This is a genomic window from Rhizobium sp. P2_G9 (genome assembly GCF_056403475.1).
The window spans coordinates 25,728-39,720 of the sequence record NZ_JBFUFK010000026.1; the positions used below are offsets into that span (position 1 = coordinate 25,728).

Below are 13,993 nucleotides of genomic sequence, written 5' to 3' on the forward strand. Positions count from 1 at the left end.
CTCGGCTCCGCCATGTTGTTCCTCGGCGTGCTCCGTATCGCTGGTCTCATCGTCAACGGGGCACGGCAGAACGTCACGCCCCATATCCGCATGATAGGCGCCGGCTGCGGCGCGATGATCTTTTTTTGCATGTGCTATTGCTACTGGCTTTCCGGAATCGTGAGCGCATGGATCGTCCTCTACCCACTGTTTGTGGTGACTGAGTTCGTCAATATCAGCCGTGCTGCTCACGATGTCGGAGAGAACTATGGAAGAACTCATTGAGTTCGTTGGCAAGCTCCCGATGCCAGCGGCCGTGGCGTTTGCAGCCGTGTTCGCCGCGGTAATCGCGGCTTCCTGGCGCGGCATCCTAAAGGGTAGGGACGCGGACCCGGCGCGGGATGTGCCCGCGGCCCAAGTAGCAGCCGTAATCGTTGATCCTACCGCGCTCAATGCCGCCACAGCCGCGCTGCATCGGCATACGGAGTCGGTCGACCTGCAGACAGACATGCTGGACCGCGTTCGTGACGAGATCAGAGAATTGTCTAGAGAGGTTGGCCGGCGGACCTGATGCGGCGCGCCGCGTTCCAACAATGCTGCGTGCAACCGGCATCGGCGCCAAATTGTCTCCAGTCTAACGGACTTGCGTTCTTTGCCGAAGGAAGTACAACGCCTACACCTTGCTTGCCCAAGCCGACGACGGCATAGTCCAGCGTTGCAATCCGACTGGAGGGAAGTCAATGGGTGTCATCAAGACGTTCGATCAGAACGGGAGCCACCTTGAGATTGCTAAGGAACTTGTGGGGGAGGAGTTGCAATACAGCATCTTTATCGATGGCTGCGTGGTAGGCACCCTTAATACAATCAACACCGACGCAGTGGCTGATAGCAAGCTCGACGGCTATGTTGACATCCAGGCCGTGATCTTGGAAGAGATCGAGCGGTCCATCAAGCGAATTCATCGCCTCGGGATCTTGCCGCATCGGTGAGGATATCTCCCCATGACATAAAATGTGGGACGGCAGGGCTGTGCCATCCCCATCGTAATTTCCGGATGCTCTGGTTTGCGGGGTAAGACAGTGGTTTCCCACCTGGCGGGGGAGCGCCCGCATCCGGTTGAACAAGTATGCATCGCCGCTACTACAGAGCAATGACAGATCAAACTTAACCCTAACCGCGTCCCAGCGCGGAACTTGTTTCGGCCATCACGGAATCGGTCGACCGGGGGGGATGATCTATGAGCCTAGCCGCCGTCCCCACCCGCTCTGCAGGGCAGCACCCCGGCCAACCAAAATCTGAGTGCTCGTCACGATTTGCAGTTCACTATTCTCTGAACCCCTGGCGACTTCATGAGCGGCAGCGCGAACCGCTTTCGAAAGAGCAGAAGGCTTTTTATATGTGTTCTGCCCGCGAACGTCAGCACACCGGCTGAGCTGGAACGCTGGTGGTCATGAACAAGCTGTGCCCCAGGATAGCAGATCACACGCTTGCCCGCCCGCCAGACACGGGCGCAGAGATCGACGTCCTCCATATAGAGGAAATAGCTTTCGTCCATGCCGCCCAGTTCTTCATAGAGGTCGCGGCGTATGACGAAGCCGGTTCCCATCACCCAGTCAGCCTCGAAAGGACGTTCCCCGATCCAAGCGTCACGCATCAGGTGCCGGTCGATCCGGCGCCGCATCAACTGTCCGGCCTGTTTCACCCGGCGTGCAAACACATCCATGAGCGAATAGAAGCGCCGCCCCGAATACTGTCTGCTGCCGTCCGGATTGATCAGGTCGAGGCCGACAATTCCGACGTCCTTGCTGGCTTCCATGTGGCTCAGCACGGGCGAAACGCTGTCGAATTTGAAATAGGTGTCGGGATTGAGGACGAGGAGATAGCGACCCGTGGCGTTGCGGAAGCCAAGGTTCACACCGGCGCCGAACCCGCCGTTATGGGAGGCGGCGATAAATACCACCTCAGGCGGGACCCCCTTTTGGATTCGCTTGAGCGAGCCGTCCTGCGAATAGTTATCTACGACGACGATTTGATCGGGTCGGGCTACACCGACGGCGGCAATTGAACTGACGCAACGTATTGTCAGTTCAGGGGTTCCATAGTTGACCACGATCACAGTCAGTTTTGAAGTGTCATCCATCCTTGGTTTCAGCTTATTGACCTGACCAAATTTATAGCGTCTTTTGATCTGTCTGACCAACTTCAGGAACAACTTTCCGCATCAATAGTAAATTGCTGCGTTGTGGAACGGCAGACTCGGCAAGATGTTCCGGCTCCATCCGCGCCTAACCAAGGCGAGAATGGGCCCGGCGCGGGCGTCCATATCGGCTTGGGTTTGTCGGTATGATGACCACGCACGGCTTTTGGAATTGGGTGGCCGCAGGCATCCTGTACCTCGCGAACAAGATAAGGAAACATCAGTTCCCTGGAAAGCCGCTCTCCTTTTTCCCGCGTCAGGTGGTGCGGGATTGCTGCGAAAAGGGGCATCGCAGCGGAGAGCGACCATCAGGGCACGCAGGGCTCAAGTGGGGTTTGAGCGCGCTGCGGGCGTCGAACAGCAAATACGGCTAGCGGTTCCCTCATGGCACCCCCGCGCATCCCTGTCCGAACATCGATATTAATTCTCGGGAACATAGGTCGCAATACTTCGTAGGGCGCTTTACGACCAATCGATCTTGCGGTGTGGATACCAAGAGCGCGCAAACGATCAAAGTCGCGATCATTTCATCTCTGTCAGCACTCGCTCTTGGTCTGGATAAAGCTCCCGCCCAGCTCTGCCTTGCGAAATCCGGGCCGCATTCTTAGGTTTGTACGGTATCTGACGGTGCCGGAACGCTCAAGTTCATCTGGCGTTGTCCTCGGACGCCAGGCTCGGCTTACCGTGGTTCCCCTCAAGGTATTCGCCTCCGAGCCGTGTACGAGGCCCACCGTGAGCCCCTCTGCGGTGGGCTTCTTATTTTCTCGCTTCGTCGCAAGTCTAACGCCGCCAGCGTCAAACGGTTGTCATGGAACTTTCATTCAGGGGTGCCGAATGTGCCGAGGTGGGGCCGCACTGTTTCTCAAAAACGACATTTAGTGCCCGATACCGGACGTTTTTGATGGACTCAACGGCGCGTCGGGCGCACACTGTAAATACCGGCTGCCAATGCCAAGGGCGCGGCCGGCTGAGAGCTAGCCGCTTCCGCCCCTACTGGAAAGCAGGCAGGCCATGGGTGTCTCCCCCAAGCGCAATTTCAGGCCTTCCGCGGCAGCGGTAATCGTTGTCCATGATGGTGACGGCTATGACATTCGCGTCTGCGAAAATGGCGAGGAGCGATGCGCACGCTTCGACGTCGAGCGCGACGCGATCGTCTATGCCTGCGGCGAGCGCATCAGGCTCGGTTTGGATGAGAACCCTATGTTCGAACAGGAATTGCTCGCATCCTTATCGTCATGATCACGTCGGCGGGGTGCGGGCATTGGTAAGCGTCGTCTGCGATCATGGATTTCGGATGAAACAAGAAAAGCCGGCGCACGTCCCCTGTGCACCGGCTTTGCCTCGTTCTTGAATGAGTGCACGACGAGTGCCGCCAATTGTCGTGCTTGACCGATGTTCAGGTTCGCTCTGGGAGGAGGTTCAACTTCGGGCCGCCGCCCTGGTTAGACCAGGACACCGAAGCTGAGAGCGATTGTCTGTTCAGCCTGTCGAGGATTGGAATTAACTGATTTGCCTGATCGGATGAACTTATATCGTGTATTAGATCGTGCTGATTTGTGACGAGTTGTAACAGCGGCCTTGCAAGCGGCCGGCAGCAGGGCAATCATGAGCCAAGATGCAAGCAGTCACCCTTTGGCAAGAGAAAATTCTTGAGCAAGATTTTGCGACCGTAGCAAGATTTTGAAAGCCCGCCGGCGCCGCGGCTGCTACCGTCCTTGTCGCTGCTTCTGAACTGGAAATAGGAAGCAGCCCGATGCGAGTGCCGCTGTCCTGAATTTCGAATAGGGGCAGCGGCATTTTCATCAGCCATCATGGCGAGGCTTGTTTTCCGCGCTGGCGGCGCTCCGCCTTGAGAGCTTCTGCTTTTTCCCGAGCTTCCTTTTTCCTGGCCTTCTCCGCCTCGCGCTCCTCTCGCCTGCGCGCCATGCCTGCGATGAACTTATCTCCCAGATCGCTCGACGGTTTTTCGATTGGCTGTTCATCTACAAGATTCATTGCCTTGTCGAGATCCTGGCGATACCAGAACTTCCGTCGCATCGTCTCGACAACCCGCGGCGCCGGATATTCCTTGCCGACCCGATCGAGGAAGTCCTCGACGTGCTTTTCCCCGACATAGCCGGCAGCCATTTCCGCCCTCATGCGAGGCGGCCAACTTCCGGCGGGAATTGCAGAAGGGCGTCTGCCAGCCATCTATACAGTCCTCCTCTTTGAAGAGGACAATCCAACGGCTTCTTTTTCGAGAGTCAAGTCACAGATGCAGGTGGCTCAGCCTGTGTCGGCTCTCTCAGCCGTGCTATTCACAGCTTCCGGCACCGAGATTTTGAGATATTCGCGGATCGCCCGGCCGAGCTGTATCTGCCATATTCCCGAGGCCGATTTTACCAATCCAGTCCGAATGCGCCGCACAATGGCATGGTGTTTGGACCACACCCTATGGCCATCGCCAGTAGCGATACCCTTTGCCACGGCCGGAAGGTATTGCCATCATGGCAACACCTGCAGGGTATGTGTGTCATGCACATGCCTTTGGCGATGTGGTACGGAACTGTGCAAGGATCACTTATTGCCATCAGCAGTGTCGCCAGTAGGCGGAATATTTGCCAGCAGCCCTCCGAACAAGCCGGCAAGGCCATCGTGCGACAATGCATGGTAGCGTTCGGCATCCTCGATGAAAATGGCGAACGAGTACAACAACGCAAGTTTTAGAACGGCATTTTCCATCGTGGAAAAATCGTCTTTCAACCGGAAGAGCTTAAGTCCGAAATTTGCGTCATTCTTCAGCGCCTCGGTGACCATTTCTGAAAGCGGTCTGCTGACGTTCCGAATGTTGTGAGCATACCGGTTTCTGATCTGAGAAAGAGCCTCAACAAAATCCCTGTCCCATTTCATTAGCACGCCCAGGGCTTCCGCGAACTCCAACTTGCTTGCGCGTCCGGATAACGGCAATTGGCGAATGGCAAAGTCCGTTACACCGCTGAATCTAGCTGCCGGATTGCCCCCGAGGCCGATCGGTCTGGACATTTGCAGCGCAATAAGTTCGTTGATCGTGGGCTCGACGGTTGCGATCATTTTGATCACCATCAGGTAATCATCATCGAGAGCCATCATCTGGAGCGTGCCAGGCGGGAGTCCAAGCCGCGCATCCCCAAGTCTCAGCTTATCGACGACGTCCTCCAAAAACTTTGTTAAGCCAGCGTCGGCCAATGATGCGCGCCCTCCAACCTATTGACCATATTTCAACCGCAAGGGTGAGACGAGTCAAGACGCAAGCAGCCACCTTTGACGAGGTCGAGGCGCTGCGATTTTACGAAGTGCTCTTAGGTTCGGCAAACCTGAAAAGCGGAACATTGGGTGCACATATGCCTCCAATGTCCGCTTTGCGAAGCGCTCAGTCCCGAGAAATCCCGGCCTGTCGCTTATAGGCCAATCGTTCACACCGAAGGGGTCACAGGTTCGATCCCTGTCACGCCCACCATCCTTTTTATAATATTTTTAATGGTTTAAACTCCAATTGTGCTGAAGCGTCATGGTCCATGTTCCATGCCACTAAAGCCGCTTTCGACGATGAAATTCCACTTGGCACCGTCGCTCATGGTCAGGGGATAAGGCCCGTGATCCGATAGGTCCGGATTGTCCGGTCATAAATCCCGATGTCCTGGCAGCCGCGTGCGATTAATTGGGCCCCCTCGATCGCAGCGAAGATCGCCATCGCGTGCTCCTCCAGATCTTGCCCGCTCGCCGTAGTCCTTGCCCGTGACAACACCTTGGCGATCCAGCCGACATTGGTCTCGGCAAACTTGTCGACCTCGGTCCTGACCTCGGGGGGAAGGTCGTCGAGTTCGGCACTCATTATGCCGCACAGGCACATGCGGTTGTCGTTTGCCAGGGCGGAGCGGAAGATCTCCACGTAGCGATCCATGCACCAGGTAGCATCATTGGACGTCGCCAACAACTCCGCCAAGTAGGCTGCCCCGTCCTCGGTATAGCGACGCGCCAAAGCGGCCCCGAGGTCACCCTTGGTCGGGAAGTGGTAGTGCACGCTGGCACTCTTGATCCCTACCTCCTTCGCGAGCTCGCGGAAGCTCAGGGCATTGTAGCCGTGCGCCTGCACCGTTGCTCTAGCGGCCGCCATCACCGCCTCGCGCATATCATATTTCGTTCTTGCCATCGCCAACCCTTACCTATCACTCGATAGATAGTTGTTGACGTCAAAAAAGGAAAGGGCTAATCGTCTGGTCGTAATCTATCTATCGATAGACAGTTTAAGGAGTCTACTATGAAAATCTTTGATCGCCCCGGCTTTCCCAATCCGGCCCGCATCCGGATCGTCCTCGCCGAGAAAGGGCTCGAACCTGAAGTCGAGTTCGTCTCCGTCGATCTCATCGGCGCCGAACATAAGCAGCCAGCTTTCCTCGAAAAGAACCCTTCGGGCGTGCTGCCGGTCCTCCAACTCGAGGACGGCGCCTACATCAGTGAGGCCACCGCCATCACGGAATATCTCGACAATCTTGACGGCGATCCGCGGCTCACCGGCAAGACGCCGAAGGAAAAGGCCGTCATCCACATGATGCAGAAGCGGGCGGAAACCGAACTACTCGACGCGGTTGGCAACTACTTCCACCACGCGACGCCTGGCCTCGGCGCCGAGTTGCAAATGTTCAAGAGCCCTGAATGGGCTGGCCGACAAGACTGGGGCATCCGCCAGCGCGATAAGGCGCTCGCCGGCATGAGATATTTCGACACGGTGCTGGAGGACCATCCGTTCGTTGCCGGTGATGCGTTCTCAATGRCCGACATCACTGTGTTTGCCGGGCTGATGTTCGCGGAGGCCGCCGGCATTGGCATCCCTGAAGATTACTCCGCCCTGACGTCCTGGCGCGCGAAAGTCTCTGAACTGCCGAGCGTCAAGAACCGCAGCGGCCAAATGTTCGTCTCTGAGGATCTGCGCAGGCTTGGCTTCTAACGCCCGCGCGAATGCGGCTCGAACGCCCCGCCGACGCCCCCATCCACATTTGCCAATCGCGCCGTCCCAGGCGGCAATTCTCACGGAGTTTCCTCATGTCTACGATCTCAACACCCGAAAGCGCTACGCGGCGCAACCTGCTCAAAGGGGTCGCCATCGCTGGCGTCGGACTTGCAGCCGCGGGGGCCGGCGCCAATCCCGCGGATGCAAAGCCCCCCGCGGCAAACCGTGCCGGCAAGCCATCCGGCGATCACCTCGTCACAAAAGATGGCACCAGCCTCTACTACAAGGACTGGGGCGCCGGTCCGGCCGTCGTGTTCAGCCATGGCTATCCCCTGTCGTCCGATGCCTGGGAGGACCAGATGTTCTTCCTGCTGCAGAACGGTTATCGCGTCGTTGCCCATGACCGCCGGGGCTTTGGCCGGTCGAGCCAGCCATCCAGCGGATACGACTACGATACCTTTGCCGACGATTTGGCCCAACTGGTCGAGGGGCTTGATCTGCGGGAGGCGACCTTCGTCGGCCATTCGATGGGCGGTGGCGAGGTTGCACGCTATGTGGCGCGCCATGGCCAGAGCCGCGTCGCCAAGGTCGCCTTCATCTCCTCGGTGACCCCCTTCCTGCTCAAGACCGCCACCAACCCAAACGGTGCGCCGAAGGAGTTGTTCGATACGTTCCGCGCGGCCGTGCAGGCCAACCGCTCCCAGTGGAATCTCGACGTCACTGTGCCATACTACAGCTTCAATCGGCCGGGGGCGCATGTCTCGGAAGGGCTGCGGGAGAGCTACTGGCGGCAGGGGCAGGCAACCGGTTTTCTTGCCGCCTACCATGCGCTTAGCGCTTTCTCGGAGACTGATTTCCGCGACGACCTAAAAAAGATCAGCGTCCCCGCACTGGTAGTCCACGGCAACGATGATCAGATCGTCCCGTTGGAGATCTCCGCGAAACTGACCGCCAGTCTCGTTTCGCATGCCAAGCTGATCGTTTACGAAGGCGGCTCGCATGGATTGCTGCATGTCGACAAGGACCGCTTGAACGCCGACCTGCTGGCGTTCCTTCGCAGCTGACGCTGTCGACTACAAAACGCCGGGGCTGGCGGCAGCCTGAGCCCCGGCGACTTTGAGCCCCCCGGTCATCAATCAGACCTGCAACGATTGGTTCAAAGACGATCGAGTAGAATAATGCCAGCCCGCCTATTGTTTGATGCATGCCCATTGTCTGGACCCAATTGACTGGACTCGGCGGGGGATCATTGATGAGGAAGTTCCAAGCGTTGACGCAGGCATCGACAATCGCCTCATAGCTTTCCCAGACGAGGGTACGAGCTGGTTGTGCCTCAGATATTGCCAGACATTTTCCATCGGGTTCAATTCGGGGGAATAAGGCGGGATGAACATCATGGTGATGTTGTCAGGCACTTTGAGTTCTCCCCCGGTCTGATGCCTGCTGGCGCCATTGCATAACAACAGCGCATGCGCGCCTTTAGCGGCATGGGCGCTGATTTCCTTGAGTTGGTCGTTCATGGCACGCGCATCCGCGCACTACGGGCAGGAGTAATACTTTTCGAATTAGCAAAATATTAGTCAAACATAAATTAATATTTCCGCATGGACTGGCGCCGCAGCGATAACGCCCGTTGCGACATAGACGGAGAAGACCAATGCCCAAAATTAGCATCCGAACCTCTTTGGCCGTAATGTTCATTGTGCTGACGGCGTTATTGGTCGCGATTTCAGTCACCTCAGTGTTTCGCATGTCCTCCTTGTTTCAGAACGCGGAGGCGATCGGAGAGGACAAGCTGCCTAAGGTCGCCATAGCGGGGGAAATCAAGTTCAGCTTCAATCTCCTGCGTGCTGCCACTGCCCGACAACTGTTGGCGGTCACGCCGGATGAGATCGCCCTGGAGAACAAGTTCACCAAGAGTGTCGAAAGCTCCCTTGATGAAAGCATGGCGAAACTAGAGGCCATTCTGAACACGGAACGTGGACGCGCCCTGTTCAAGACGATGAAGCAAGAAACAAACAAATACCGCGATATGCGCGACCAGCTCGTCATCAAGCTCCGCGACGCCGGCAAACTCGATGAAGCCAAGGCAAACCTGCGAGGTCCTCTCAAGGATCAAACCGACGTTGCCAACAAGGTCATCGCCGAGATCGTCAATTTCAATATGGGACTAGCAAAGGCTGAGGTCGAAGACGGGAAGTCAAATTACCATGAAACGCTGTTAATCATGGCAATTGTCAGCACCGTGGCTGTTTTGATCGCCATGGGTAGCATGTTCTATGCCATGACAGGGATTTCGAGGCCGATCTCCCGCATCACTGGGACTATGCGACGACTTGCCGAGGGCGACAGCACTTCTGAGGTGCCATTCTCCGGTCGCAGTGACGAGCTCGGTGAAATGGCTTCAGCCGTCGAAGTTTTCCGGCAGAACGCCATCAACAATGCCCGTCTGGAACAGGAAGCGGCTGCCAATCGCGGCGCTGCGGAAGTTGCCCGTGATGCCGAGCAGCGAAGGATTGCACGGGAAGCGGAGCAACTGCGCGTCGCAACTTCGACACTTGGTGAGAACATGAAGCGGCTGGCAGGAGGCGATCTCACTTGCCGGATCAATACTGAGTTTGCCCCGGAGTACGAGCCGCTCCGAACCGATTTCAACGCTACGGTCGAGCAGCTTAGCCAGACGATTTGCTCTGTTGCTGTTGCGGTCCATAACATGGACAGCGGCACCCGCGAGATCGCCAATGGCGCCAGCGACCTATCCAAGCGTACCGAGCAGCAGGCGGCTTCGCTGGAAGAAACGGCAGCTGCGATGGAGCAGATTACATCCAATGTCTCCACCTCGACCAAGATGACAGGGGAGGCGAGAAATATCGCTCAGGCAGCAAATAGCAGTGCGACCCAGTCGGCCGAGGTCGTGTCTCGCGCCGAGCAGGCTATGGGACGAATCGAGGAGAGTTCGCAGCAGATCTCCAACATCATTGGCGTAATTGACGAGATCGCGTTCCAGACCAACCTTTTGGCTCTGAATGCTGGTGTCGAAGCTGCGCGCGCTGGCGAGGCAGGCAAGGGTTTTGCTGTCGTCGCTCAGGAAGTACGCGAACTGGCCCAACGGTCGGCTCAGGCCGCCAAGGAAATCAAGGGACTCATTCAGAAGTCTACCGCGGAAGTCGAGGGAGGGGTCACGCTGGTGCGCGAAACCGGCTTGTCTCTGAAAACCATCGGCGACTATATCGCCGAGGTTAACCGGCATATGCAATCGATTGCCCAGGCAGCTCAGGAACAGTCGACTGGCCTCTCTCAGGTCAATGTTGCCGTCAACCAGATGGATCAGACAACCCAACAGAACGCGGCGATGGTCGAGCAGTCGACCGCAGCGGCTGCCGCCCTGGCGCAAGAAGCGGCGAAACTGCGGGACCTCGTGGCAAAGTTCACCGTGGAGCAGAGTTCCACTCAGAGCCAAGCTCTGCGCCAAACGGCGACTGCGATGGCGCGCCCGGCTCCGTCCGTCGCCAAAACCCCTGTACTGCCTCGCACAGCAGGTGGTCCCCGCGCATCGGGCAATTTGGCGACGAAAAGTGACTCGTGGGAAGAATTCTGACGAGACTATCATAGATGTGCCATTTGACGTTGGTCGAACGTGCCTTTGACGCAGGTCTGTGCAGATTAAAATGCTGTTCAGTTTGCGGTGCTTTCGGTTTGGCCGGGGTCAACGTTCGACGCTTATGGTGGGGTCAAACGCACGCCGAACACAGTCTGGCGAGCTTTCAAAGGCTGTGATGGTCGTGGTCATCGCATTTCTGCTTTATCGCCCCGAGGATGATTTTTCGCGTTTACCGGCGCATATTCCATGGCGACGACGCCATTGCTGAGGGGCGAAGCCGAAATCAGCTCAAACTGCTGCTGCTCTCCAGGTGCGAAGAGGGGTTTGCCCTGGCCGACTGCGCCGGGATAGCTGAGCAACCGGATGCGATCGACCAGGTCGTGGCGCAGAAGCTGCTGGACGATACTGAGGCTGCCATGCACATAAATGTTACCGCCGTCGCCGGCCTTCAGCGCCCGGACCGCATCCGACAGCGAGCCCTTCAGCAACTCGGCCGGCTTCCATTCGAGCGTCTTCAGGCTCGATGACACGACATATTTCGGCAGGGCGTTGAACCTGTCGGCGAAGTCGCCGGTTTCCTCGGGCCAGGAGCCGGCAAAAATCTCGTAGGTCGTGCGGCCGAGAAGCATGGCGCCGCTATCGGCAAGCTCCTCTTCCTTGAACCTGTTCATCTCATCGTTCCAGGTCACGCTGGGCAGCCTCTCGACCTCGGCAATTCCGTCGACGCTGATGAATTCGGTGACAATAAGCTTCCTCATCTTATCCTCGTTTCTTGACTGCAGCCGGTGATTTCCGAAGTGATGTTTCGAAGACGTGCGACGCCACTCAAATCCGACATGGTGCGCGCATTTCTCTCGGAGAGCGGTCGGGAACAGAGAAGATTTTGTCAGCCTGGTTGACAGCGTTCACGCTGATCCGGACCGCATACCCAAAAATCGCTCTGAGAGGCTTAATATCGGTGTGCTTGCCGGTCTCGCCACCTTGGCGACGACTGACCAGCACTGCGCCCAGAGGGCTCCATCAGAGGCCCTTGCACATCTGACCGACATAGAATGATCAATAGTTGAAGAGGAAATCGGTCTCGTCGAGAACGTGATGATCCGTATTTTTCAGAATGAGCACATCCTTACCGAAAACGAGCCAGGTGTCTGCCTTATGCTGCTCGATATGTGGCTGGAGATCGGCGAAGTTGTCAGGGCCGAGGAGGTAAATATCGATTTGGTCGAGGCCATTGGTAAACCCGCGGGCGGTGTCATGGCCATAGCCTTTGCCGATGCCGAAAAGGTCATATTCGGCGCCACCGATCAGCGTATCTGTGCCACCCCTCCCGAACATCTCGTTGTAGCCTGATTTCCCATTCAGGACATTGTCGCCCGGATTTCCATAGAGATAGTTGTCGCTACCAGTATCGTCGCTGCCAGTGGCGTTGATGTTCTTTTTGCCAAGCAAGGTCAGCGTTTCGACATTGTTTGAGAGGGTGTAGCTGACAGACGACTTCACCGTGTCGGTGCCCTCACTTTCGCTTTCCGAGAACGTCACTTTGGCATTGTCGGTCATGAAGACATCATTGCCGAGCCCGCCGTAGACCGTTTGCTCCCCCTTGGTGCCTCGTAGATCGACAATATCATTGCCATCGCGCAAATAAATCAGGCCGCCAGTAATAACGCCGTCGCTAATCAGTTTTTCCGCTCCGTCGTCTCCGAAGATCCCCCCGACGATCGTTCCGTGATTGACAATTTTGGTGGCAACGCCCGTCCCTGTTTCTATCGACAGCGCCACACCATCAGCTCCCGTGATTGTTCCGCCAACGTCGTTGACGATGGTGTTGCCGGCGCCGGTCACCTTCACGCCACGACTGCCGAAGATATAACCGCTGTTGGTCAACGTGGCGGCGTCGCCGTAAAGCAAGATCGCTTCGTAGACTTGCCCTTCAACTCTGCCATGGTTTTCAATCGTTGCGAAGTCGCCACTGGAAAAAATTGCCTGATCTCCGGTAATGAGACCAGTAGAGCCAACGACAATATGGGTATTGTTCTGCTGGTTGTTTATCCCGAGAGCCCATAGTTGATCACTATTGCTAACCGGGCTTGAGGCAACGAGGAAGCCGTTAACTGTTATATCCACCCCTGTGGTGACAACATTGACTGCCCACTCGTCTTGTTGCTGGAACAGAGATATTCCGCCGGTCTTTGTCACAACCAAGGAGGTCAGATTGAAGTCTTGGACTCCCTCATGGACAACTGTATCGATGACTGTCTTTGTCATTGCCGTTTCCTCCATGTTTATTAGCATGTAATCATATTGATCCGGCAAATGAAAGGCGCTTGCCCTCCGGGTCTGGCCGGTAATCGGCCACTGGCCAATCGTTATCCGTAGACTTTGAACGACTGGCGACGATAGTGTCGCCAGAGCCAATGCAACGGAATCCGCAATGCACACTGACAACGGGATAGTTGCCTGATGCCACGCCACGGGGAGAGGTTGCCTTATGCCTCGCTATCCGAAGAGCCGGCGCAAATCGCGGTATCGGCCGAACAATGGCGCGACCTGGAGAAGGCGTTAGGCAGGTCCGTCCTGCTGGGTGCTCGCGAAGCTTTTCAAACCCTCTGCAATGATTATCTCTTGCGTGAACAGCTCGAGCAGGCAGCCATCCGTGTTGCCGATGTCAAGCGATGTGCGGAGAGCGTGAATGCCCTTCTGACGCCGCTTCTTCAGTTTTCCTTTGGCCAGCCACTCATTCCGAAGGGCGTCTCGCAGGCCGCCTGGGATGAGTTTCAGTCGCAATTCGACGAAGCGCTGGAAGGTTTTAAGGTGCCGGTTGGGCAAGGGACACCCGGTGACGATGGGGACGCACCAGTCGGCGCCATCTCTCTGTCGCGCAATATGGTGATGGAAGTTGCCACCCGAATCTCTGCAGCGCTTGCGAAAATCCAGAGCGCCGGGGGCGTACCGGACACATTTCAGGATTCAGACGGCATCGAGGTCGGCATGGCACTGCAACACTTTGTCGTTCGCGCCAAGGCCTGGGCGAAAGACAACGGGCTTCCCTACGGCTCGATGAGGTCCCTGGACGACACGGCCGCGCCCTTCGCAACTTTCCTCCATTACGCGATGCGGCTGATGCCGGCGGATATCGTTCCGAGCATCCCGAGTGCTCAAGCCATGGCCGCCCGCATCCTCCGCTCCAAACGAGGCAATTGAAGGCGGGATGCAAATAGACTAAGGAAAATAATCCTATTTGCATCCCTGC

The 13,993-nt window shown here is 56.9% G+C and carries 15 protein-coding genes; 8 read left to right on the forward strand and 7 right to left on the reverse strand.

Features of this window, described 5'->3' with window-relative positions:
* Positions 1–12 precede the first annotated feature (12 nt).
* The 3 genes from AC1DYF_RS21190 to AC1DYF_RS21200 all read left to right on the forward strand — a co-directional run bounded on the left by AC1DYF_RS21190 (position 13) and on the right by AC1DYF_RS21200 (position 968).
* On the forward strand, positions 13–264 hold the full coding sequence (locus AC1DYF_RS21190; RefSeq protein ID WP_477878740.1) for a hypothetical protein: 252 nt from the start codon (positions 13–15) through the stop codon (positions 262–264).
* Positions 248–550: a hypothetical protein gene (locus AC1DYF_RS21195; RefSeq protein WP_477878741.1), complete on the forward strand. Its 303-nt coding sequence runs from the start codon at positions 248–250 to the stop codon at positions 548–550. The genes AC1DYF_RS21190 and AC1DYF_RS21195 overlap by 17 nt, the downstream gene beginning before the upstream one ends.
* A gap of 169 nt (positions 551–719) precedes the next feature.
* Complete coding sequence (locus AC1DYF_RS21200) at positions 720–968, forward strand: hypothetical protein (RefSeq protein WP_477878742.1); 249 nt, start codon at positions 720–722, stop codon at positions 966–968.
* 317 nt (positions 969–1,285) lie between these two features.
* Here the strand turns inward: AC1DYF_RS21200 and AC1DYF_RS21205 are convergent, their stop codons facing one another.
* Positions 1,286–2,119, reverse strand: coding sequence for a glycosyltransferase family 2 protein (locus AC1DYF_RS21205; RefSeq protein WP_477878743.1), 834 nt, complete (start codon positions 2,117–2,119; stop codon positions 1,286–1,288).
* Positions 2,120–3,187: 1,068 nt separating this feature from the next.
* Between AC1DYF_RS21205 and AC1DYF_RS21210 the strand changes: the two genes are divergently transcribed.
* The gene (locus AC1DYF_RS21210) at positions 3,188–3,415 is read left to right on the forward strand and encodes a hypothetical protein (protein ID WP_477878744.1); all 228 of its coding nucleotides are present in this window, start codon (positions 3,188–3,190) and stop codon (positions 3,413–3,415) included.
* A gap of 570 nt (positions 3,416–3,985) precedes the next feature.
* Here AC1DYF_RS21210 and AC1DYF_RS21215 read toward each other — a convergent pair.
* From AC1DYF_RS21215 to AC1DYF_RS21225, 3 genes are all read right to left on the reverse strand, one after another.
* Complete coding sequence (locus AC1DYF_RS21215) at positions 3,986–4,303, reverse strand: hypothetical protein (RefSeq protein ID WP_477878745.1); 318 nt, start codon at positions 4,301–4,303, stop codon at positions 3,986–3,988.
* Between the two features lie 429 nt (positions 4,304–4,732).
* Entirely contained in the window at positions 4,733–5,380 is a 648-nt protein-coding gene (locus AC1DYF_RS21220) for a hypothetical protein (protein WP_477878746.1), read from the reverse strand.
* Positions 5,381–5,771: 391 nt separating this feature from the next.
* On the reverse strand, positions 5,772–6,344 hold the full coding sequence (locus AC1DYF_RS21225) for a TetR/AcrR family transcriptional regulator (protein WP_477878747.1): 573 nt from the start codon (positions 6,342–6,344) through the stop codon (positions 5,772–5,774).
* A 108-nt stretch (positions 6,345–6,452) separates the two neighbouring features.
* On the opposite strand from AC1DYF_RS21225, the gene AC1DYF_RS21230 reads away from it, so the two are divergent.
* Positions 6,453–7,139, forward strand: a complete 687-nt coding sequence (locus AC1DYF_RS21230) for a glutathione S-transferase family protein (RefSeq protein ID WP_477878748.1) — start codon at positions 6,453–6,455, stop codon at positions 7,137–7,139.
* Positions 7,140–7,234: 95 nt separating this feature from the next.
* Positions 7,235–8,206 carry an alpha/beta fold hydrolase gene (locus AC1DYF_RS21235; RefSeq protein ID WP_477878749.1) on the forward strand — a complete coding sequence of 324 codons (972 nt, stop codon included), beginning with the start codon at positions 7,235–7,237 and terminating at the stop codon, positions 8,204–8,206.
* Between the two features lie 126 nt (positions 8,207–8,332).
* Here the strand turns inward: AC1DYF_RS21235 and AC1DYF_RS21240 are convergent, their stop codons facing one another.
* On the reverse strand, positions 8,333–8,662 hold the full coding sequence (locus tag AC1DYF_RS21240; protein ID WP_477878750.1) for a transposase: 330 nt from the start codon (positions 8,660–8,662) through the stop codon (positions 8,333–8,335).
* Positions 8,663–8,799: 137 nt separating this feature from the next.
* Here AC1DYF_RS21240 and AC1DYF_RS21245 point away from each other — a divergent pair, with 137 nt between their 5' ends.
* Entirely contained in the window at positions 8,800–10,740 is a 1,941-nt protein-coding gene (locus AC1DYF_RS21245; RefSeq protein WP_477878751.1) for a methyl-accepting chemotaxis protein, read from the forward strand.
* A gap of 188 nt (positions 10,741–10,928) precedes the next feature.
* On the opposite strand, the gene AC1DYF_RS21250 is transcribed toward AC1DYF_RS21245, so the two are convergent.
* The gene (locus tag AC1DYF_RS21250; protein WP_477878752.1) at positions 10,929–11,501 is read right to left on the reverse strand and encodes a dihydrofolate reductase family protein; all 573 of its coding nucleotides are present in this window, start codon (positions 11,499–11,501) and stop codon (positions 10,929–10,931) included.
* 298 nt (positions 11,502–11,799) lie between these two features.
* Positions 11,800–13,008 carry a calcium-binding protein gene (locus AC1DYF_RS21255; protein WP_477878753.1) on the reverse strand — a complete coding sequence of 403 codons (1,209 nt, stop codon included), beginning with the start codon at positions 13,006–13,008 and terminating at the stop codon, positions 11,800–11,802.
* A 216-nt stretch (positions 13,009–13,224) separates the two neighbouring features.
* On the opposite strand from AC1DYF_RS21255, the gene AC1DYF_RS21260 reads away from it, so the two are divergent.
* Positions 13,225–13,944: a hypothetical protein gene (locus AC1DYF_RS21260; RefSeq protein ID WP_477878754.1), complete on the forward strand. Its 720-nt coding sequence runs from the start codon at positions 13,225–13,227 to the stop codon at positions 13,942–13,944.
* The last annotated feature ends 49 nt before the right edge of the window (positions 13,945–13,993 follow it).

Excerpts from the sequence above, each read along its gene's own strand:
- AC1DYF_RS21190 (WP_477878740.1), top strand. The coding sequence starts at position 13 with ATGTTGTTCCTCGGCGTGCTCCGTATCGCTGGTCTCATCGTCAACGGG.
- AC1DYF_RS21195 (WP_477878741.1), top strand. The coding sequence starts at position 248 with ATGGAAGAACTCATTGAGTTCGTTGGCAAGCTCCCGATGCCAGCGGCC.
- AC1DYF_RS21200 (WP_477878742.1), top strand. The coding sequence starts at position 720 with ATGGGTGTCATCAAGACGTTCGATCAGAACGGGAGCCACCTTGAGATT.
- AC1DYF_RS21205 (WP_477878743.1), bottom strand. The coding sequence starts at position 2,119 with ATGGATGACACTTCAAAACTGACTGTGATCGTGGTCAACTATGGAACC.
- AC1DYF_RS21210 (WP_477878744.1), top strand. The coding sequence starts at position 3,188 with ATGGGTGTCTCCCCCAAGCGCAATTTCAGGCCTTCCGCGGCAGCGGTA.
- AC1DYF_RS21215 (WP_477878745.1), bottom strand. The coding sequence starts at position 4,303 with ATGGCTGCCGGCTATGTCGGGGAAAAGCACGTCGAGGACTTCCTCGAT.
- AC1DYF_RS21225 (WP_477878747.1), bottom strand. The coding sequence starts at position 6,344 with ATGGCAAGAACGAAATATGATATGCGCGAGGCGGTGATGGCGGCCGCT.
- AC1DYF_RS21235 (WP_477878749.1), top strand. The coding sequence starts at position 7,235 with ATGTCTACGATCTCAACACCCGAAAGCGCTACGCGGCGCAACCTGCTC.
- AC1DYF_RS21240 (WP_477878750.1), bottom strand. The coding sequence starts at position 8,662 with ATGAACGACCAACTCAAGGAAATCAGCGCCCATGCCGCTAAAGGCGCG.
- AC1DYF_RS21245 (WP_477878751.1), top strand. The coding sequence starts at position 8,800 with ATGCCCAAAATTAGCATCCGAACCTCTTTGGCCGTAATGTTCATTGTG.
- AC1DYF_RS21250 (WP_477878752.1), bottom strand. The coding sequence starts at position 11,501 with ATGAGGAAGCTTATTGTCACCGAATTCATCAGCGTCGACGGAATTGCC.
- AC1DYF_RS21255 (WP_477878753.1), bottom strand. The coding sequence starts at position 13,008 with ATGACAAAGACAGTCATCGATACAGTTGTCCATGAGGGAGTCCAAGAC.